At 58.0% G+C, this 18379-nt stretch carries 22 protein-coding genes; 18 read left to right on the top strand and 4 right to left on the bottom strand.

Features of this window, described 5'->3' with window-relative positions; all coding sequences use genetic code 11:
- The first annotated feature begins 83 nt into the window (after positions 1–83).
- The 3 genes from KSS91_RS20825 to KSS91_RS20815 all read left to right on the top strand — a co-directional run bounded on the left by KSS91_RS20825 (position 84) and on the right by KSS91_RS20815 (position 1971).
- Positions 84–1019, top strand: coding sequence for a CheW domain-containing protein (locus KSS91_RS20825; protein ID WP_217835980.1), 936 nt, complete (start codon positions 84–86; stop codon positions 1017–1019).
- A 73-nt stretch (positions 1020–1092) separates the two neighbouring features.
- Positions 1093–1578, top strand: a complete 486-nt coding sequence (locus tag KSS91_RS20820) for a chemotaxis protein CheW (protein WP_007980742.1) — start codon at positions 1093–1095, stop codon at positions 1576–1578.
- Entirely contained in the window at positions 1579–1971 is a 393-nt protein-coding gene (locus KSS91_RS20815; RefSeq protein WP_126046754.1) for a DUF2802 domain-containing protein, read from the top strand.
- Positions 1972–2159: 188 nt separating this feature from the next.
- On the opposite strand, the gene KSS91_RS20810 is transcribed toward KSS91_RS20815, so the two are convergent.
- A complete protein-coding gene (locus KSS91_RS20810; protein ID WP_217838455.1) occupies positions 2160–2447 on the bottom strand; it encodes an EscU/YscU/HrcU family type III secretion system export apparatus switch protein in 288 nt (95 codons plus the stop codon).
- Positions 2448–2737: 290 nt separating this feature from the next.
- On the opposite strand from KSS91_RS20810, the gene KSS91_RS20805 reads away from it, so the two are divergent.
- Genes KSS91_RS20805 through solA form a run of 4 tightly spaced genes read left to right on the top strand, consistent with a single transcriptional unit; the run spans position 2738 to position 6475 of the window.
- Positions 2738–3559, top strand: a complete 822-nt coding sequence (locus KSS91_RS20805; RefSeq protein ID WP_217835979.1) for a pyrroline-5-carboxylate reductase family protein — start codon at positions 2738–2740, stop codon at positions 3557–3559.
- Positions 3549–4400: a methyltransferase gene (locus KSS91_RS20800; protein ID WP_015096225.1), complete on the top strand. Its 852-nt coding sequence runs from the start codon at positions 3549–3551 to the stop codon at positions 4398–4400. Before KSS91_RS20805 ends, KSS91_RS20800 begins: the two co-directional genes overlap by 11 nt.
- A 4-nt stretch (positions 4401–4404) precedes the next feature.
- A complete protein-coding gene (locus tag KSS91_RS20795) occupies positions 4405–5325 on the top strand; it encodes an EamA family transporter (RefSeq protein ID WP_217835978.1) in 921 nt (306 codons plus the stop codon).
- On the top strand, positions 5315–6475 hold the full coding sequence (gene solA, locus KSS91_RS20790; RefSeq protein WP_217835977.1) for an N-methyl-L-tryptophan oxidase: 1161 nt from the start codon (positions 5315–5317) through the stop codon (positions 6473–6475). The genes KSS91_RS20795 and solA overlap by 11 nt, the downstream gene beginning before the upstream one ends.
- Before the next feature lie 63 nt (positions 6476–6538).
- Here the strand turns inward: solA and KSS91_RS20785 are convergent, their stop codons facing one another.
- Together KSS91_RS20785 and fliK are read right to left on the bottom strand one after the other, a co-directional pair.
- Positions 6539–6868 carry an EscU/YscU/HrcU family type III secretion system export apparatus switch protein gene (locus KSS91_RS20785; RefSeq protein WP_217835976.1) on the bottom strand — a complete coding sequence of 110 codons (330 nt, stop codon included), beginning with the start codon at positions 6866–6868 and terminating at the stop codon, positions 6539–6541.
- Complete coding sequence (gene fliK / locus KSS91_RS20780) at positions 6865–8439, bottom strand: flagellar hook-length control protein FliK (protein WP_217835975.1); 1575 nt, start codon at positions 8437–8439, stop codon at positions 6865–6867. Before fliK ends, KSS91_RS20785 begins: the two co-directional genes overlap by 4 nt.
- Before the next feature lie 199 nt (positions 8440–8638).
- On the opposite strand from fliK, the gene ccmA reads away from it, so the two are divergent.
- The 11 genes from ccmA (at position 8639) to phnN (ending at position 17352) form a co-directional block, all read left to right on the top strand.
- Positions 8639–9274, top strand: a complete 636-nt coding sequence (gene ccmA / locus KSS91_RS20775) for a cytochrome c biogenesis heme-transporting ATPase CcmA (protein ID WP_217835974.1) — start codon at positions 8639–8641, stop codon at positions 9272–9274.
- Complete coding sequence (gene ccmB, locus KSS91_RS20770; RefSeq protein WP_007980754.1) at positions 9271–9939, top strand: heme exporter protein CcmB; 669 nt, start codon at positions 9271–9273, stop codon at positions 9937–9939. Before ccmA ends, ccmB begins: the two co-directional genes overlap by 4 nt.
- Positions 9940–10012: 73 nt before the next feature.
- Entirely contained in the window at positions 10013–10768 is a 756-nt protein-coding gene (locus KSS91_RS20765; protein WP_015096219.1) for a heme ABC transporter permease, read from the top strand.
- On the top strand, positions 10765–10941 hold the full coding sequence (gene ccmD / locus KSS91_RS20760) for a heme exporter protein CcmD (protein WP_007980758.1): 177 nt from the start codon (positions 10765–10767) through the stop codon (positions 10939–10941). Before KSS91_RS20765 ends, ccmD begins: the two co-directional genes overlap by 4 nt.
- Positions 10938–11393 carry a cytochrome c maturation protein CcmE gene (gene ccmE, locus KSS91_RS20755; RefSeq protein WP_217835973.1) on the top strand — a complete coding sequence of 152 codons (456 nt, stop codon included), beginning with the start codon at positions 10938–10940 and terminating at the stop codon, positions 11391–11393. Before ccmD ends, ccmE begins: the two co-directional genes overlap by 4 nt.
- A gap of 3 nt (positions 11394–11396) precedes the next feature.
- Positions 11397–13385, top strand: a complete 1989-nt coding sequence (locus KSS91_RS20750; RefSeq protein ID WP_007980762.1) for a heme lyase CcmF/NrfE family subunit — start codon at positions 11397–11399, stop codon at positions 13383–13385.
- Positions 13382–13918, top strand: a complete 537-nt coding sequence (locus KSS91_RS20745; RefSeq protein WP_126046738.1) for a DsbE family thiol:disulfide interchange protein — start codon at positions 13382–13384, stop codon at positions 13916–13918. Before KSS91_RS20750 ends, KSS91_RS20745 begins: the two co-directional genes overlap by 4 nt.
- Positions 13915–14388 carry a cytochrome c-type biogenesis protein gene (locus KSS91_RS20740; protein WP_217835972.1) on the top strand — a complete coding sequence of 158 codons (474 nt, stop codon included), beginning with the start codon at positions 13915–13917 and terminating at the stop codon, positions 14386–14388. The genes KSS91_RS20745 and KSS91_RS20740 overlap by 4 nt, the downstream gene beginning before the upstream one ends.
- Positions 14381–15583 (top strand): c-type cytochrome biogenesis protein CcmI, encoded by a 1203-nt coding sequence (ccmI, locus tag KSS91_RS20735; protein WP_217835971.1) that lies wholly within the window; start codon positions 14381–14383, stop codon positions 15581–15583. The genes KSS91_RS20740 and ccmI overlap by 8 nt, the downstream gene beginning before the upstream one ends.
- 14 nt (positions 15584–15597) lie before the next feature.
- A complete protein-coding gene (locus tag KSS91_RS20730) occupies positions 15598–16005 on the top strand; it encodes a hypothetical protein (RefSeq protein ID WP_007980770.1) in 408 nt (135 codons plus the stop codon).
- A gap of 795 nt (positions 16006–16800) precedes the next feature.
- Entirely contained in the window at positions 16801–17352 is a 552-nt protein-coding gene (gene phnN, locus KSS91_RS20725) for a phosphonate metabolism protein/1,5-bisphosphokinase (PRPP-forming) PhnN (protein WP_217838454.1), read from the top strand.
- Positions 17353–17463: 111 nt separating this feature from the next.
- Here the strand turns inward: phnN and KSS91_RS20720 are convergent, their stop codons facing one another.
- Positions 17464–18351 carry a LysR family transcriptional regulator gene (locus KSS91_RS20720; RefSeq protein ID WP_217835970.1) on the bottom strand — a complete coding sequence of 296 codons (888 nt, stop codon included), beginning with the start codon at positions 18349–18351 and terminating at the stop codon, positions 17464–17466.
- Positions 18352–18379 lie beyond the last annotated feature (28 nt).

The raw sequence follows: 18379 nt of genomic DNA, 5'->3' as shown, positions 1-18379 counted from the left end.
GTCAACGATGACGCGGGAAACCTGGCACCCCGTGGCGCTCACAGGTTCATCGCGAGCAAGCTCGCTCCTACAAGTGAGCGCTCATGAATCGACTGGTAAAGACAACATCGCGCCCGCAACTGGCGTTGCAGTCGTATCTGGATAACTTGCTGCAAGACGCAACCGAGGAGATGGCCGAGGTTGTCGAAGCGGTGAGCGTCGTCGAAGAGCAAGGCGTGCTGGACGAGTTCCAGGCTGCCGTTCTCGAAGAACAGGCCCGGGATGCGCAGCAATTCGCGGTAGCAGCCACTGCGGTGACTGCGCCTTTGGCCAGGACTTCCATCGTCGTGATCGATGCACCGGAACCTGTTCTGGCACCGATATCGACCATTGCGCCTTTGTTGCAAACCCTGGTGGCTCCGATCGAAGAGGCCGAAGTTCTGGAGACTCCTGTTATCGAGGAGCCTCAGGTACTTGTGCCGCCCGTCGTCGAAGTGCACCTGCCACCAAGCAATACGCCGCCACCGGTGGACACCGAAGGTCGTCCGTCCTGGGCCGCCGAGCCTTTCGAATGCCTGTTGTTCGATGTCGCCGGCTTGACCCTGGCGGTGCCGCTGGTGTGCCTGGGGTCGATCTATTCCCTGGCCGGTCACGAGCTGACGCCGTTGTTCGGCCAGCCGGAGTGGTTCCTGGGCATCCTGCCGAGCCAGGCCGGCAACCTCAAGGTGCTCGACACCGCGCGTTGGGTCATGCCCGACCGTTACCGCGACGATTTCAAGCAGGGCCTGCAATACGTGATTTCGGTCCAGGGCTATGAATGGGGCCTGGCGGTGCATCAGGTCAGCCGCTCGCTGCGTCTGGACCCGAATGAAATCAAATGGAGAAGTCACCGGGGCCAGCGGCCATGGCTCGCCGGCACGGTGATTGAACACATGTGCGCCTTGCTCGACGTGGCCTCCCTGGCGGAGTTGATCGCCAGTGGCGGGGCAAAGCACATGTCCGGCAGCAAGCCGAACCACAAACCGACAAACATCAAATAAACAACAGGTGACGTCATTCGATGGCGTTGCACGGAACACACACCGCCAGGGCGGTTTCTTGAGGGGTCAGGGTATGAATGACAAGGCAACGGCGGCAAAAGGTTCCGAAGATCCGATCCTGCAATGGGTCACCTTCAAGCTGGACAACGAGACCTACGGCATCAACGTGATGCGTGTCCAGGAAGTCCTGCGCTACACCGAAATCGCCCCGGTCCCGGGTGCCCCGAGCTACGTGCTGGGCATCATCAACCTGCGCGGCAACGTCGTCACCGTGATCGACACCCGCCAGCGCTTCGGCCTGATGAATGCCGAGATCAGCGACAACACCCGTATCGTCATCATCGAAGCCGACAAGCAGGTTGTCGGGATCATGGTCGACAGCGTGGCCGAAGTGGTTTACCTGCGTCAGTCGGAAATCGAAACCGCGCCGAACGTGGGTAACGAAGAGTCCGCCAAGTTCATTCAAGGCGTGTGCAACAAGAACAACGAATTGCTCATCCTGGTCGAGCTGGACAAGATGATGAGCGAAGAAGAATGGTCGGAACTGGAGAGTATCTGATTGATTCTCGAGGTTGCGGTCATTGTCCTGTTCCTGTTCTGGGCAGGCACGCTGGCAATGTTTCTGGCCTACATTCGCGCCCAGAAGCAGATCGCCGCGCAACAGGCCCAGGGCGATGCGCAGCGCGACCAGCGCATCAAGGACCTGGGCAAACGCGTTGACAACTACCAGAACGGCAACGTGCGCATGGGCGAAGACCTGCATGAACTGCGGGCGATCGTTGCGCCGTTGCCGGACAAACTGGCGCAGCTGGAACAGCGCGACCCGACCAGCCTGTCGTTTGCCCAGGCAGCACGATTGGTCGGGATGGGCGCCAGCGTCGACGAACTGACCCAGTCCTGCGGCTTGACCCAGGCTGAGGCAGAGTTGATGAGCAAGTTGCACAAGAACTAGTTACCTGTAGGAGCGAGCCTGCTCGCGATGGACGTTAACGATAACGCGGGCATTCTGAATGAACGCGTCGCACTTGAGTCCATCGCGAGCAGGCTCGCTCCTACAATGGTTCGGAGTCGTTCACAAACTCCGGAGCCACCTCTGCCCCCTGTGGGAGCGGGCTTGCCCGCGATGGCGTCCTCGAAACTTCAATAATCATCCCCGCGTTCGGTGATGTCCTTCTCGACCATCGGCGCATCCGGGTCCTGTCCCGCCGGAAACTTCCCCTTCAAACTCCACGCAAACGCAATGATCTCGGCAATCGTCAGATACAGCTCCTGTGGAATGCTGTCCCCAAGCTCCATGCGCGCCAGCAGCCTCACCAACTCGGCATTTTCGTAGATCGGCACTTCGCAGTCGCGGGCGATCCGCAGGATTTCTTCCGCCAGCTCTTCGTCGCCCTTGGCGGTGAGGGTGGGGGCGATTTGCCAGATCATTATTTGAATGATGGATGAAATACGTCGCTTGAGTGTTGCAGAATGATTCAAAAAATTCCCTTTATAGGAAAACCAGGTCCTACTTTAAGAAGTCCTGAATAGACCGTTGCGGTCAACTAAGTCCTACAGGATAAAGTATGACCGTTCCTACAGATGAATCTGTGTTTTAACGACTTGTTTGTGTTTGGCGGTAGTGGGCTTGTAGTTTGTGCGTTGACAGGTGGAAACATAATTATTTAAGTTTTGTTTGCGAGAGGTGTTCAAAAGGAATCGATAAAGGAAAGAGTTGGATGAAAAAAATTTATATTCTGGGCGCTGGTCATATGGGTGGCGCAATATTGTTCGGGTTAAGAGGCAGGTATGGAGCTGGCCATCTAAGGGCGGTTGAAACCAACGCAAGTCGAGCTGCATATCTCACAGCCTGTGGGTTCGAGGTGAGTGAACGGATTGAAGGCTTTGATTGCAATGATATTGTTGTTTTAGCAGTCCCGCCGCAGCGGTTTCAGATTGCAATTCAGGATAATCAGGTACTGCTTTCTCACGAAGGTCCGGTCATATCCGTAATGGCCGGTATTACGACTAAATCGCTTTGCAGGACTTTAGGACATTCACGAGTCATCCGTTCGATTCCAAACACGCCATCAGAAGTGCGGGAAGGAATTACTATTTACTACGCTCAAAAAAATTCTGGCACTGATGTGATTGCAGCTGCGCAGATGGTTTTTGGGGCGATTGGGGACTATATAAAAGTTGATGATGAATGCCTGATTGATTCGGGCACTGCACTCGCGGGGGGCGGCCCCGCACTGGTCGCTTATTTTGCTAACGCATTACAGCAGTATGCGGAGAATGAGGGATTTGACTCCGAGGTCGCTTGGCAAGTTTGTATGCAGTTGTTATATGGAACTGCATTGTTGATGAGGTCGACTGGCAAAACGTCGATGCAACTATGTGAAGAGGTGCAAACGGCTGGCGGTACAACTGAGCGTGCTATCCAGATTTTCGAGCGGAATGACTTGAATAGGACTGTTGCACTGGCTTTGACAGCTGCTGCTGAGCGGTCGGTAGAGTTGGGAAACAGTGCTTTTCAAGGGAGGGGTTATGAAAAGTGAACAACTGCCGTTTAAGTTTGCTCGAGCCAGTACCCCAAGCATGGAGGGGAGTTTATATAGTGTTTATTTTGGAATGGGTCTCAGCTTTAAGCTGATTGATGAGCCTGGAGTTTTTAAAGTCAGTCTTGCCGGATTGGCGTTTGGCTCGCTGTTGATGCGCTATTTGAATAAAGAATGCATTGGTTCCAGATTTTTGGATCTTGGGACTGGGAGTGGCGTGCATTCTTTTTTGTTGAAAGGAATGGGTGTTAAGTCCATAACCGCGACTGATATTTCCAAGGAAGCAGTTTTTGTAGCACGGAGGAACGAGTTGTATAATTTTGGGGCAAATACTATCGATTTTGCATTTGGTGATCTTTTTCAAGGACTTTCAAGCGGTTCAGAAAAATACGATGTTGTCTTGTTTAATGCGCCAGGCTGGAGAACTCCTTCTGCTTCCTTTCTGAAAGCTCTCAAAAAGTCAGGCTGTGGAGAAGGGCTTCCGATTGATTCGATGTTTTATGGCGATAGAACATTGGAGAGGTTTTTTGAGGAATTGCCAGATCATTTGAGCGATGGTGGCAAGGTCATAATAGGGCTGAATTCATTAGTCGGTATTCGGCAGGTAATGAGCAGGCTTCAAGAGTTGCATGCAGAAAAATATGTGATCGATTGTAGGCTTTTGGAACGACATGACTTTCCATTGCTTTTCTATACAGAAGAATGGGCGCGGATACGAAATCTTTTGGTTGATGAAGTAATGAGTTGGACAAGGAAGGGCGAAGCCTATTGCAGCATGCAGGAGGGTGGCAAAATAATATGGTCGTATGAAATAGTTGAAATAACTTTGTGGAGAAGGTAGAGGGATGGTGCCTTCAAATAGAGGTCAACATTTTTTTATCGGCGCGCTCAGTGGGATATTGGCGAACGTTCTATTGGGATTGTCTTCAGTTTTTTGGAAGTATATCGGGTCTTTGAGTGCAGTGGTGTTGCTCAGCTATAGGGTTTATTTGTCTTTGCTGACGGTGTTTCTTGTCGTGTACGCTGGTCGGGAGCTAAGACCACTTTTTGCTCAACTTAACATTAGGCTACTAGTGTTACATGCCGTCGCAGCCATACTGATAGCGATCAACTGGGGGACGTTCATTTGGGCATCTGTACACGGTCGAGTACTTGAAAGTAGTCTCGGTTATTTGGTGGCGCCTATTTTTAGTATCGCGGTTGGTGTTATTGTTTATAAAGAGCCAGTCACTGTGTTTAAAGCTGTGGCCGTGTTGGTTATGCTGATTAGTGTGATGAGTCTTTTCGTCTTGAGTAGCGATCTTGATGTGAGAGTTTATCTAGGTATCGGTCTCGCTTGGGGCTTTTATTCGTGTCTGAAAAAAATGACATCTTTGAATGTTTTTAGTGGTTTGTTGTTGGAGTCACTTGTGCTTTCTTTTTTGTGCACTTTGATTTTTGTTTTTTCAGATCTCGGTATGGCGATTCCCGATGATTTTGGTTTGTGGCGCACGCTTCTTGTTTTTAGTTGTGGGGTCGTATCAATTGTTCCGTTGGCGCTGTTTTCGTTTTCAGCTAAAAGACTTTCTGTGATGTCTATGGGGTTGTCGCAGTTTGTATTGCCACTCACGCAGTTTTTTGTGGCGACGATGATTTACAGGCAAACTGCTTCTCCAGTAACTGTAGTGGCTCTTTTAGCCGTAATAATTGGGCTGTTAGTAGTTGTGTTCGAGCCAATTCTTAAAAAGCTGTGTTTTTGTAATGGCGGAGGTCAAGATGAAGTGTAAATACAAAGTCGTCGTAGTTGGCCTGGGTGTTGTTGGAAGTGCTTCGCTTTGGAGGCTTTCGTGCTCTGAGCGCGAGGTGCTTGGCGTCGATTCAGGGGCACCTGTAAACCTGTCGGCATCATCGCATGGCGCTTCCCGTATTTTTAGGCGTGCTTATTGGGAAGGTCAGTCTTACCTGCCATTGCTTTCCCAATCAGATAAATTGTGGCGTGAGCTTGACAGAACTTGTAGTAGGCATCTGATTTTTCATACTGGAGGGCTGTTTATTGGGCCGGTTACTTCAGGTGTTGTGCCAAAAAGTGCAGCCACCGCTCAGCAGGGTAATATCAATCATGCGTTGTTTTCTGCGGAGCGGACTGCTGAATTTTTCCCCGCGTTTCACATTCTTGAGGGTATGGAAGCGGTTTATGAAGACGGTGCATACACTATTGCAGCGGATGATTCAAAGTTACATATGCTTAATTTGGCTGTCAGGAATGGTGCTGAAGTCCGATTTGGAACTTCAGTGGCGAGTATTATTAAAACCTCGCAGGGATTGGCGGTGCAGTTCGGTGGAGGGGAGCTTGTCCACACTGAACGAGTTATATTGTCGACAGGCGCTGCTTTAGGTAATACCCTGATTAGCGATCTCTCGGGATTGCTACAACCTAAAAGCGTACCCGTTTACTGGTTTAAACCAAAATCCAAGGGGGATTTGGATTTTTTAAAGGGATTCCCCGCTTTTTTGTATCAATTGCCAGACGGGCGCCTGCTTTATGGTACACCGGAAATCGGCACGGAAGAGCCAGGAGTAAAAATTGGGTTTCATAATTATCAACAGCGCCGATTTGATGCTAGCACGCACGCCCAGCCGGTAAAGGATAGTGATGTTGAGCAGATATCTGCCTGTGTCGAGCAGATATTTCCTGGATTGAATTCGATTCCATTTGCATCTAAAAAGTGCATATATACGATGAGTCAGGATGAGTCTTTTATAATCGACGAGTCGGTGGATTTGTCAGGCGTATTTTACGTTTCTGCATGCTCCGGGCATGGATTTAAATTCGCCACGGGCTTGGGGGATGTGCTGGCGAGAGCTGCTTTAAATGGTTTTCTTTCAGAGGAAGTGTCGATGTTTTACGCAAGCAGGTTTTCTGTTAATAATAAGTAATGGTGTTCAATAGTTACGAGGGGTATGTGCTGATCTCCGTTGTTGAGTGTTTCTCAGTGTTGATCAATAGTCGTCCCCACGATCCGTCACATCCTTCTCCACCATCAGCGCATCCGGCCCCATCCCCGCCGGAAATTTCCCCTTCAAACTCCACGCAAACGCAATGATCTCGGCAATCGTCAGATACAGCTCCTGTGGAATGCTGTCCCCCAGTTCCATGCGCGCCAGCAGCCTCACCAACTCGGCATTTTCGTAGATCGGCACTTCGCAGTCGCGGGCGATCCGCAGGATTTCTTCCGCCAGCTCTTCGTCGCCCTTGGCGGTGAGGGTGGGGGCGTGGGTGCCGTCGTATTTGAGGGCGATGGCCTGGCGTGGGGTGTTGGGGTTTTTCATGCGGTTTCGTCGACCCAGCGTTGTTCGAGGCGGGTTTGTGGGCCTTGGGGCGGTGTGCCGAGGTGGCAGTCCAGGTCACCGACGTTCAGGCCGGCGGCCAGCAGGCGATCACGCAGCCCGGCCAGGTTGCTTTCGATCAGGCTGGCGGTGTACGGCCGTTCGGCCCAGAGCTGGCTGGAGAGGCTGCCCTTGATCAATTGCGCCTGGATTTGCAGGGGGCCCAAGGGCTCCATGGCGAAGGCCAGTTCGACTCGCCACAGCTGTTGTTTGGGTTCGCCTTGTTCGCGACGTTCTTTTGGTTGTTCTTTCTCGGCGGCGTCCTCGCGCTGGAACTTGACCTGCAAGGGCACGATGTCCTGCATGTTGCGCATCGGGATTTCCAGTTGCCAGGTGCTCATCAGCCGTCCGTCGGCGGTGACGCCGGTTTGTTCCAGGCTCGACAGCTGATGGCTTTGCAGGCGTGAAACCGCAGCGGCGGCCAGGCGTAGCAAGTGTTCGAGGTCGTTTTCGCCTTCGCCGCTTTGCAGCAGGCGTTCGGGCAGCGGGAAACCGCTCGGCGACGGTTTGGCGCTGACCTGGCCGAGCATGCCCAGGGCATTGCGGACAAAATTCGGCATGGCCTGGGCCAGGGTGTTGGCGGCGATGATCGCGGCAAGGCTGGTGTTGGCCGGCAAGCCCTGGCTCAACTGCGCAACCAGCTTGAGCAGGTCGCCTTTCATGTCCGGCGCGAGTGTCGGGTTTTGCCCGTTCAGCAGTTTGCTTTCGAGGAACGCACCACTGCTGGCCAGCGCCAGGGCCAGGCCCTTGGGTGTGCTCAGTTGCTGGACATCCGGCAGGCCGGCGAGCAACCGGGCAGCGGCGCTGCGCAGTTCGGCTGAGGTCTGGTCCGAGGGCGCAAGGTTCTGCAGGCGCTGGAGCAAGCCATCCAGTGAGCCTTGGCGGCTTTGCTGGTCGACCAGTTGCCGGGTGACCGCCAGTTGTTCCTGGCGGCTGCTCAGGGGCACGAATTTCAATGTCTGGCTGTCTTGCACCTGCGCGCTCAACAAGGTGCCAAGGCGCAAGGGCTGCGGACTGTCGATGCTCAGGGTGCTGCCGCTCAGCGCGGTGTTGAGCAGGCTCACCATCGAGCGAAACACCAGGGGCTGGCCGGGCACTTGCGGCAACACTTGCGAGGTCAGCACCTTGCCCTGCAGCAGGGTGCCAACGGGCAGTTGCGCGGTGTCGAGGCGGGTGAGGGTGGCGACGCTGGAGGCGATGGCCTGTTGCACCGTCACGGCCAGGTTGCCGGCCGAGGGCTGGGTAACGACCAGCGTGGTGCCCAGGGCCAGCGGTTGATTGCTGGTGGTCTGGACTGTGGTCTGGTGGCCGCTGTCGAGGGTGACCTTGAGCAGCATCTGGAAAGTCTGATCCGCCTGCTTGAGCGACAACACTTCGGCCTGGGCGGTTTGACCGACGCTGATCAGCCCCTCCACCGGCGTCAGCAATTTGAGCAACTCACCGCTGAGCACCTGTGGGCGTGAAGTCGCCGGGAGGGCCTGCGGCAGCGGTAGGATGTTCATTTCGCCTGTCATACGCGGTCACAACCTGAGGAAAATGCACTCTTTAGAGTAGGGCCTGGCATGTATAATGCCGCGCCGTTGTATCCAAAAATGGCGAAAACTTTGCAATTGTTTGACGCAGCTCTCTAGAACAAGACGTCATTGCATCTATGCTGCATCTCTTTAACGGCCGCGCCAGTGCCGACTTGAACCGTATAAGGCCCGTGAACCCTTGACCAGTCCTGTCCTGCAAACCGTTGCCCTTGCCTGTGAGCGAGACCTTCGGCTGCTCTTTGAAAATCTCGATTTGAGACTGGCCAGTGGCGAAATGATGCAAATCAGTGGCCCCAACGGCAGTGGCAAGACCAGCCTGTTGCGCCTGCTCTCGGGGCTGATGCAGCCGACCGCCGGTCAGGTGCTGCTCAACGGCCAGCCGCTGAACGAGCAACGCGGCGAACTGGCGCGCAACCTGTTGTGGATCGGCCACGCAGCCGGGATCAAGGATTTGCTGACACCGGAAGAGAATCTGAGCTGGCTGTGTGCCTTGCATCATCCGGCGAGCCATGAGGCGATCTGGCAGGCCCTGGCTGCGGTCGGGCTGCGCGGATTCGAGGATGTGCCCTGTCATACGTTGTCCGCTGGTCAGCAGCGTCGCGTCGCGTTGGCGCGCCTGTACCTGGACAGCCCGCCGTTGTGGATCCTCGATGAACCCTTTACCGCCCTCGACAAGCAGGGCGTGGCGCAACTCGAGGAACACCTGGCCGGCCACTGCGAACGCGGCGGCATGGTGGTGTTGACCACTCACCACACACTGAGCCGGATGCCGGCCGGTTATCGCGATATCGATCTGGGGAGCTGGGCCGTATGAGTGTGTTCGGCCTGTTGGTCGCCCGCGAGGCGCGTCTGCTGTTCCGTCGTCCGGCGGAGCTGGCCAATCCGCTGGTGTTCTTTGCCATCGTCGTTTCGCTGTTCCCGCTGGCGGTCGGACCCGAGTCTCAATTGTTGCAAACCTTGTCTCCGGGCTTGGTCTGGGTGGCGGCACTTTTATCGGTCCTGCTCTCGCTGGACGGGCTTTTCCGCAGTGATTTCGAAGACGGATCCCTTGAACAGTGGGTCCTTTCGCCGCACCCCCTGGCTCTTCTGGTTTTGGCCAAAGTGCTGGCACACTGGGCTTTTTCCGGCCTGGCACTGGTTTTGCTGGCCCCCTTGCTGGCGCTGATGCTCGGTTTGCCTGCCGCCTGTCTGCCGGTGTTGCTGCTTTCGTTGCTGCTCGGTACACCGGTATTGAGCCTGCTCGGTGCGGTGGGCGCGGCGCTGACGGTCGGCTTGAAGCGCGGTGGCCTGTTGCTGGCCCTGCTGATTCTGCCGTTGTACATCCCGGTGTTGATCCTTGGCAGTGGCGCCTTGCAGGCAGCCTTGCAGGGAATGCCGGCGACCGGTTATCTCCTGTGGCTTGGTAGCCTGACCGCCCTGGCGATAACCCTGACACCTTTTGCAATAGCCGCTGGCCTGAAGATCAGCGTCGGCGAATAATGAGGTCTGGTTAAAAAACGACCAGTAAAGACCCTCGCTCTTCACAGTAAAGAGCAACCGTGATGGAAACAGTATGAACTGGACGTGGTTTCACAAGCTCGGCTCGCCCAAATGGTTTTACGGCATCAGCGGCAAAATGCTGCCCTGGCTGAGCGTCGCGGCGTTGCTGCTGATCAGCGTTGGCGTGGTCTGGGGGCTGGTCTTCGCGCCGCCGGACTATCAGCAGGGCAACAGCTTCCGCATCATCTATATCCACGTTCCGGCCGCCATGCTGGCGCAGTCCATCTACGTGATGCTGGCGGTGTGCGGCATTGTCGGGCTGGTGTGGAAGATGAAACTGGCCGACGTCGCCCTGCAGTGCGCGGCACCCATCGGTGCCTGGATGACTGCCGTGGCACTGGTCACCGGGGCGATCTGGGGCAAACCGACCTGGGGCTCGTGGTGGGTCTGGGATGCACGGCTGACGTCCATGCTTATCCTGCTGTTCCTGTACTTCGGTCTCATTGCGCTGGGCAACGCGATCAGCAATCGTGACAGCGCGGCCAAGGCCTGTGCGGTGCTGGCGATTGTCGGCGTGATCAACATCCCGATCATCAAGTACTCGGTGGAGTGGTGGAACACCCTGCACCAGGGCGCGACTTTCACCCTCACCGAAAAACCGGCAATGCCTGCCGAGATGTGGCTGCCATTGCTGCTGACGGCGCTGGGTTTCTACTGTTTCTTCGGTGCGGTGCTGTTGCTGCGCATGCGACTTGAAGTGCTCAAGCGCGAAGCCCGGGCCAGTTGGGTCAAGGCCGAAGTGGAAAACAGCCTGGAGGTCGCTCGATGAGTTTTGCTTCATTCGGCGACTTCATCGCCATGGGTCATCATGGCCTGTATGTCTGGTCAGCCTATGGCATCTGCCTGGCGGTATTGGCCCTCAACGTGGCGGCGCCGATCCTGGCTCGCAAGCGGTATCTGCAACAAGAGGCGCGTCGTCTGCGCCGGGAGAACGGCAAGTGAATCCGCTGCGCAAAAAGCGTCTTATCATCATTCTCGCGATCCTGGTCGGGGTCGGCGCTGCCGTCGGCCTGGCCCTGAGCGCCCTGCAGCAGAACATCAACCTGTTTTACACACCGACCCAGATCGCCAACGGCGAAGCCCCCCCTGACACGCGCATCCGCGCCGGTGGCATGGTCGAGGCCGGTTCCTTGCAGCGTTCCGGCGACTCGCTGGACGTGAAGTTCGTCGTCACCGACTTCAACAAATCCGTGACCATCACCTATCGCGGCATCCTTCCGGACCTGTTCCGCGAAGGGCAGGGCATCGTTGCCCTGGGCAAGCTCAATGCCGATGGCGTGGTGGTGGCCGATGAAGTGCTGGCCAAGCACGACGAGAAGTACATGCCGCCGGAAGTGACCAAGGCGTTGAAAGACAGCGGTCAATCGGCTCCAACGCCCGCGAAGGAGGGTTGATCCATGACATCCGGCATCTTTATTCCCGAGCTTGGCCATCTGGCGATGATCCTGGCCCTGTGCTTCGCTCTGGCCCAGGCCGTGGTGCCGCTGTTCGGTGCCTGGCGCGGTGACCGCCTGTGGATGAGCCTGGCCCAGCCGGCCGCGTGGGGGCAGTTCAGCTTTCTGCTCTTTGCCTTCGGTTGCCTGACCTACGCCTTCATGGTCGATGACTTCTCCGTGGCCTATGTGGCCAACAACTCCAACAGCGCCTTGCCGTGGTACTACAAGTTCAGCGCGGTGTGGGGTGCCCACGAGGGTTCCCTGCTGTTGTGGGCCTTGATTCTCGGTGGCTGGACCTTTGCGGTGTCGGTGTTCTCCCGGCAGCTGCCACAGGTCATGCTGGCCCGCGTGCTGGCGGTGATGGGCATGATCAGCACCGGTTTCCTGCTGTTCCTGATCATGACCTCCAATCCGTTCAAACGCATCCTGCCGCAAATGCCCAGCGACGGTGCCGACCTCAACCCCTTGCTGCAAGACATCGGCCTGATCGTGCACCCGCCGATGCTGTACATGGGCTACGTCGGTTTCTCGGTGGCCTTCGCCTTCGCCATCGCCGCGCTGATGGGCGGTCGCCTGGATGCCGCGTGGGCGCGCTGGTCGCGTCCGTGGACGATCGTGGCCTGGGCGTTCCTCGGCATCGGCATCACCCTCGGTTCGTGGTGGGCGTACTACGAACTCGGCTGGGGTGGCTGGTGGTTCTGGGACCCGGTGGAAAACGCCTCGTTCATGCCATGGCTGGTGGGCACCGCGCTGATTCACTCGCTGGCGGTCACGGAAAAACGTGGCGTGTTCAAGAGCTGGACGGTGTTGCTGGCCATCGCTGCGTTCTCGTTGAGCCTGCTGGGCACCTTCCTCGTGCGCTCCGGGGTGCTGACGTCGGTTCACGCCTTTGCCTCCGATCCGGAACGCGGCGTGTTCATCCTGATTTTCCTGCTGTTCGTGGTCGGCGGTTCATTGACGCTGTTCGCCCTGCGCGCGCCGGTGGTCAAGAGCCAGGTCGGCTTCAACCTGTGGTCCCGGGAAACCCTGCTGCTGGGCAACAATCTGGTGCTGGTGGTGGCCGCCTCGATGATCCTGCTGGGCACCTTGTACCCACTGATTCTCGATGCCATGACCGGCGCCAAGCTGTCGGTCGGCCCGCCGTACTTCAACGCGCTGTTCATTCCGTTGATGGCGTTGTTGATGGTGGTGATGGCGGTCGGCGTGATCGTGCGCTGGAAAGACACCCCGGTGAAATGGCTGCTGAGCATGCTGACGCCGGTATTGCTCGGCAGTGCGGCCATGGCCGTGGTGGCTGGCGTCGCGTACGGCGACTTCAACTGGGCAGTGCTCGCGACCTTCATGCTCGCCGCCTGGGTGCTGTTGGCCGGTGCGCGTGACATTGTCGACAAGACCCGCCACAAAGGCCTGATCAAAGGCCTGCCCACCCTGACCCGCAGCTACTGGGGCATGCAGATCGCACACCTGGGTATTGCCGTGTGTGCGCTGGGTGTCGTGCTGTCGAGCCAGAACAGTGCCGAGCGCGACCTGCGCCTGGCGCCGGGCGAGTCCATGGACCTGGCCGGTTATCACTTCATCTTCGAAGGCGCCAAGCACTTCGAAGGCCCGAACTTCACGTCCGACAAGGGCACCGTCCGGGTGATCCGCAACGGTAAGGAAATCAGCGTGCTGCACCCGGAAAAACGCCTGTACACCGTGCAGAACTCGGTGATGACCGAAGCCGGCATCGACGCCGGTTTCACCCGCGACCTCTATGTCGCCCTCGGTGAACCGCTGGGTAACGGCGCCTGGGCTGTGCGCGTACACGTCAAGCCGTTCGTGCGCTGGATCTGGTTCGGTGGTTTGCTGACAGGTGCAGGTGGTTTGCTGGCGGCGCTGGATCGGCGTTATCGGGTCAAGGTCAAAAGCCGTGTGCGCGAAGCACTGGGCATGTCGGGAGCCACTGCATGAAGCGTTGGTTGATGTTGTTGCCACTGGCGATTTTTCTGGTGGTTGCCGTGTTTCTCTACCGTGGGTTGTACCTGGATCCGGCCGAGTTGCCTTCGGCCATGATCAACAAGCCGTTTCCGGAGTTTTCCCTGCCGTCGGTGCAGGGCGACAAGACCCTGACCCGTGCCGACATTCTGGGCAAGCCGGCGCTGGTCAACGTCTGGGGCACCTGGTGCATTTCCTGCCGGGTCGAGCACCCGGTGCTGAACAAGCTGGCCAAGCAGGGCGTGGTGATCTACGGCATCAACTACAAGGACGTCAACGCCGATGCCTTGAAGTGGCTGACGGACTTCCACAACCCGTATGTGCTGGACATCCGTGATGACGAAGGCTCGCTGGGCCTGAACCTCGGCGTGTACGGCGCGCCGGAAACCTTCTTCATCGACGCCAAGGGCATCATCCGTGACAAGTTCGTCGGCGTGATCGACGAGCAGGTCTGGCGCGAAAAACTGGCGGGCAAGTACCAGGCGCTGGTCGACGAGGCCAAGCCATGAAGCGCTGGATTGCTGCCGCTGTCCTGGGCTTGAGTATGGCCGGTGTGGCCCAAGGGGCCATCGACACCTATGAGTTTGCCAAGGAAGGTGACCGCGAGCGTTTCCGCGAGCTGACCAAGGAGCTGCGTTGCCCCAAGTGCCAGAACCAGGACATTGCCGATTCCAACGCGCCGATTGCCGCCGACCTGCGCAAAGAGATTTTCCGCATGCTCGGCGAAGGCAAGGACAACCAGCAGATCATCGACTTCATGGTCGACCGCTACGGTGACTTCGTCCGCTACAAACCTGCGTTGAACGCCAAGACTGCCTTGCTCTGGTTCGGCCCCGCCGGCCTGTTGCTGGGTGGTGTCGTGATCATCGCGGTGATCGTCCGCCGTCGTCGCGTGCAACGCGCCGGCACCCCGGGCTCGCTGTCTGCCGAGGAGCGCTCGCGCCTCGACCACCTGTTGGATAAAACCAAGAATGATTGATTTCTGGCTCGCTGCAGGTCTGCTGCTTCTGGTTGCCCTGAGTTTTCTGTTGATCCCGGTTTTGCGCAGCCGTCGTGCCCAGCGTGAAGAGGATCGTACCGCCTTGAACGTCGCGCTTTATCAGGAGCGCGTGGCTGAGTTGCAGACTCAGCAGGAAGAGGGCGTGCTCGATGCGGCGCAAATGGACGCCGGTCGCGCCGAAGCCGCCCGTGAGTTGCTGGCGGACACCGAAGGCGTCGAAGCGCCGCGGGCGTCGCGACTGGGCAAACCCTTGCCGTTGCTGGCGGCCGTTCTGGTGCCGGTGCTGGGCCTGGGGCTGTACATGCATTACGGCGCCAGCGACAAGGTCGAACTGACCCGCGAATTCTCCCAGGCACCCAAGTCGATGGAAGAAATGACCCAACGCCTGGAGCGTGTGGTCGCCGCTCAACCGGATTCCGCCGAAGGCATGTACTTCCTCGGTCGTACCTACATGGCGCAGGATCGCCCGGCGGACGCGGCGAAGATGTTCGAGCGCACGGTGAACCTGGCCGGTCGTCAGCCCGAGCTGCTCGGTCAATGGGCCCAGGCCCAGTACTTCGCCGATGGCAAGAAGTGGTCGGACAAGGTCCAGGCCCTGACCGACGAAGCGCTCAAGGCCGATCCGAAAGAAGTCACCAGCCTCGGCCTGCTCGGCATTGCCGCGTTTGAAGGCGAGCGTTATCAGGACGCCATCGATTACTGGAATCGCCTGTTGGCGCAGTTGCCGCCGAACGACCCGTCCCGGGAGGCGCTGCAAGGCGGGATCACCCGGGCCACGGAGAAACTGGTGGCCAGTGGTGGCAAGGTTGCGCAAGCACCGGCGGCCAAGACCGCGGCGTTGCTCAAGGTCAGCGTCGATCTGGCTGCGGAGCTCAAAACCAAGGTCCAGCCGGGCGACAGCGTGTTCATCTTCGCCCGTGCTGTCTCCGGTCCGCCGGCCCCGCTGGCGGTCAAGCGCATGACCGTGGCCGACCTGCCGGTGACCGTCGAGCTGAGCGATGCCGACGCGATGATGCCGCAATTGAAACTGTCGAACTTCCCTGAAGTCCAACTGGTTGCGCGCATTTCCCGTGCCGGCAAACCGACCGCCGGCGAGTGGATTGGTCGCAGCCAGCCTTTGGCCAGCAGCACCACCGCGCCGCAAACACTGACCATCGACAGCCCGGACAAATAACAGGAAACGCTACCATGACCGCCATCGCTCGTATTGCCCTGCTCAGCGTCGTTTTGGGGTTAAGCGCTTGTGCGGTCCAGCGACCACCGGAGCAAACGGCTCCACCGCCGATTCCGCGGTCGCAGCCCAGCCCCACGCCATCGACGTCGCCGGTACCGAGCAAGCCGTCTGTTCCGGTAAAACCCTCCAAGCCGCTCCCGCGCACGTCCGCCAGCTTTGCGCCACCACCGGGGGGCAATAGTCATTGGGATCCGAAGCTTGGGGTTTATGTGCTTGATGATCAGCCCAATACCTTTTATCGCCAGCGTACCTATTACCGCTGGGATAACGGCTGGAGCCGGTCGATCAGTCCGAAAGGGCCGTGGGAGGAAACTGACATTCACGGTGTACCGGGTGGGCTTGGGCGGCAATTCGGGCAGTGAGGCACTAAGGCGACTTTCGGGTCGCCTTTTTTGTGCCTGCTGAAATGTGATCGTTGGGCTAGTGCTGAACCCCTGTGGGAGCGGGCTTGCTCGCGAAGGCGGCCTGACAGCCGACCTGTCTTTGTTGACTGTGTACATATCCGTTTCTTCGGTAACGGCGACTTACGGTTCCGCTCTTACAGCGGGTCACTTTGGCAAACGCCCCAAAGTAACCAAAGGTCTCGCCCCTTACGTACGGCCCCTCGCTGAGGCTCGGGGTTCCTTCGCTCCGGTGTCCATCCGGGGGCATTGCCCTCCGGTCGGCTTCGCTTCGACCTACATGCAATGAGTTCGACTGCGTCGAACGGCGCTGCGCGCCCATCCCCGGATGAACACCTGCGCTCAGCCTGCCGAGGGGGCGGGTGGATCAAGATCAAGAGCGGCAGGCGAGCTAACGCTCGGCCTGTTGAGTGGTGGGGTTGTAGGCATTCCCCCCTGTAGGAGCTGCCGCAGGCTGCGATCTTTTGATCTTGATCTTCCGCCCCTTCGACATTGTCAAAAATCAAATTCAAAAGATCGCAGGGTATGACTCACCCACATAGGTAACAAAACAGTTCAAGCACATAGGTAACAGTTTTTAACCGGCACTGGTCGAACACCCTGGGCCTATACCGTGATCGGGTGGAAAACCTGCTGGTGCAACGGGTGCAGGTGATGGATCATTCGCCGGGCCAGCGGGCTGATCGGGTGCAAGCGCAGTCAGGATGGTTTGCCGGTGGTCCAGCAAGCATGGCGACAAATGAAGAGGGTGTTTTGATGGCGGGCAGGTTGATCTATCTCATCGGGCCTTCAGGTTCGGGCAAGGACAGCCTGCTGGATGCCGCGCGAACGCGGTTGGCCGAACGCGGCTGTCGTATCGTGAGGCGGGTCATTACCCGCTCGGCCGAAGCCGTGGGCGAGGCGGCGCTGGGTGTTAGTGCGCAGCAATTCGCCGATATGGAAGCTCAGGGTGCGTTTGCCCTGAGCTGGCACGCCAATGGGTTGTCCTATGGCATCCCGCGGGAAATCGACGATTGGCTGGCCGCTGGCGAGGACGTGCTGGTCAATGGCTCTCGGGGGCATTTGCAGAGCACGCGCCTGCGCTATCCAGACGTGTTGGTGCTGTTGTTGACTGTGGATCAAGCGGTACTGCGCCATCGCTTGCTGGAGCGCGGGCGAGAATCGTTGATCGAGATCGATCAGCGCCTGGCGCGCAATGCGCGATTCAGCGAGCAACTTCTGGTGGACGACCCGACCGTACAGGTGCTCGACAACTCCGGGCCGCTTGAGCAAACGGTCGAGCGTTTGTTGGTCTGCATTGACGAGTGACACCGATTTACCTGACATTGCCGGGAACGGACGACGAGCAATTACCTTTGTACGCGGCCAATGCAGGCAATGGCGCAGCCTGTGAATTTTTGATCTTGATTGAGCTGCCTGTCAGGCCTTCCTGCCCAACAACCCCTGCACATACTCCACAAACGCCCGAGCCTTGGCGCTGGCCATCCTGCCTGTAGGAAACACCGCCCACAGGTCCTGGTTCGGCAATGCCCAGTCCTTCATCACTTCCCGGACCGAACCGTCGGCCAGTTCTGGCGCGAACATCCATTGCGAGGCCATGGTCAGTCCTTGATGGGCCAGCACGGCTTCACGCAGGCCTTCGGCGGCGTTGACTCGGATCCGGCCGCTGACGATCACCGATTGCTTCTCGCCGGCCTTGTTGAATTGCCAATTGGCGCCGTCACCGAGGGTGTAGACGATTGCCTGATGCTTGCACAGGTCGGCGGGGCAGGTGGGGTTGCCGTGTTTTTCGAAGTACGCCGGTGTACCCAGTACCATGCGCCGGCATTCGGCGATCTTGCGCGCAGTCAGGCCCGAGTCGCTCAACGCGCCCATGCGCAGGGCGATATCGACGCCCTCTTCCACCAGATTGACATTGCGATCGTCGAGCATCAGGTCGATGTTCAGCTCCGGGTGTTGCTCCAGGAAGGGGCCCAGGTGCGGAACGATGTGCAGCCGGCCGAAGGTGACCGCCGCGCAGATACGCAGTTTGCCACTCAGCCCGCTGGCGCAACCCCGTGCGGCGTTGTCGGCCTCGTCGGCTTCTTCGATGGCACGCTTGGCCCGCTCGAAAAAGGCCAGCCCGGCTTCGGTGGGCGTCAGGCCGCGGGGCGAGCGCAGCAACAATCGCACCGCCAGACGCGATTCGAGTTGCGCGATGGTTTTCGACACGGCCGGCTGGCCGATGTTCAGGCGTCGTGCCGCGGAGGAAAACGAGCCGGTTTCCACCACGTAGACGAAGGTTTCCATTGCGCCGAGGCGGTCCATTGAGGGTCCTTGTGCAAAATCTAGAGGA

Origin of the sequence: Pseudomonas azerbaijanorientalis (assembly GCF_019139795.1) — a bacterium.
Lineage (GTDB): Bacteria > Pseudomonadota > Gammaproteobacteria > Pseudomonadales > Pseudomonadaceae > Aquipseudomonas > Aquipseudomonas laurylsulfatiphila.
This window is presented reverse-complemented; position numbering and strand designations above follow the sequence as displayed.

Bases quoted from the DNA above. Each gene is read 5' to 3' on its own strand.
- KSS91_RS20825 (WP_217835980.1), top strand. From the start codon at position 84: ATGAATCGACTGGTAAAGACAACATCGCGCCCGCAACTGGCGTTGCAG.
- KSS91_RS20820 (WP_007980742.1), top strand. From the start codon at position 1,093: ATGAATGACAAGGCAACGGCGGCAAAAGGTTCCGAAGATCCGATCCTG.
- KSS91_RS20810 (WP_217838455.1), bottom strand. From the start codon at position 2,447: ATGATCTGGCAAATCGCCCCCACCCTCACCGCCAAGGGCGACGAAGAG.
- KSS91_RS20805 (WP_217835979.1), top strand. From the start codon at position 2,738: ATGAAAAAAATTTATATTCTGGGCGCTGGTCATATGGGTGGCGCAATA.
- KSS91_RS20800 (WP_015096225.1), top strand. From the start codon at position 3,549: ATGAAAAGTGAACAACTGCCGTTTAAGTTTGCTCGAGCCAGTACCCCA.
- KSS91_RS20795 (WP_217835978.1), top strand. From the start codon at position 4,405: ATGGTGCCTTCAAATAGAGGTCAACATTTTTTTATCGGCGCGCTCAGT.
- solA (WP_217835977.1), top strand. From the start codon at position 5,315: ATGAAGTGTAAATACAAAGTCGTCGTAGTTGGCCTGGGTGTTGTTGGA.
- KSS91_RS20785 (WP_217835976.1), bottom strand. From the start codon at position 6,868: ATGAAAAACCCCAACACCCCACGCCAGGCCATCGCCCTCAAATACGAC.
- fliK (WP_217835975.1), bottom strand. From the start codon at position 8,439: ATGACAGGCGAAATGAACATCCTACCGCTGCCGCAGGCCCTCCCGGCG.
- ccmB (WP_007980754.1), top strand. From the start codon at position 9,271: ATGAGTGTGTTCGGCCTGTTGGTCGCCCGCGAGGCGCGTCTGCTGTTC.
- KSS91_RS20765 (WP_015096219.1), top strand. From the start codon at position 10,013: ATGAACTGGACGTGGTTTCACAAGCTCGGCTCGCCCAAATGGTTTTAC.
- ccmD (WP_007980758.1), top strand. From the start codon at position 10,765: ATGAGTTTTGCTTCATTCGGCGACTTCATCGCCATGGGTCATCATGGC.
- KSS91_RS20750 (WP_007980762.1), top strand. From the start codon at position 11,397: ATGACATCCGGCATCTTTATTCCCGAGCTTGGCCATCTGGCGATGATC.
- KSS91_RS20745 (WP_126046738.1), top strand. From the start codon at position 13,382: ATGAAGCGTTGGTTGATGTTGTTGCCACTGGCGATTTTTCTGGTGGTT.
- KSS91_RS20740 (WP_217835972.1), top strand. From the start codon at position 13,915: ATGAAGCGCTGGATTGCTGCCGCTGTCCTGGGCTTGAGTATGGCCGGT.
- ccmI (WP_217835971.1), top strand. From the start codon at position 14,381: ATGATTGATTTCTGGCTCGCTGCAGGTCTGCTGCTTCTGGTTGCCCTG.
- KSS91_RS20730 (WP_007980770.1), top strand. From the start codon at position 15,598: ATGACCGCCATCGCTCGTATTGCCCTGCTCAGCGTCGTTTTGGGGTTA.
- phnN (WP_217838454.1), top strand. From the start codon at position 16,801: ATGGCGGGCAGGTTGATCTATCTCATCGGGCCTTCAGGTTCGGGCAAG.
- KSS91_RS20720 (WP_217835970.1), bottom strand. From the start codon at position 18,351: ATGGACCGCCTCGGCGCAATGGAAACCTTCGTCTACGTGGTGGAAACC.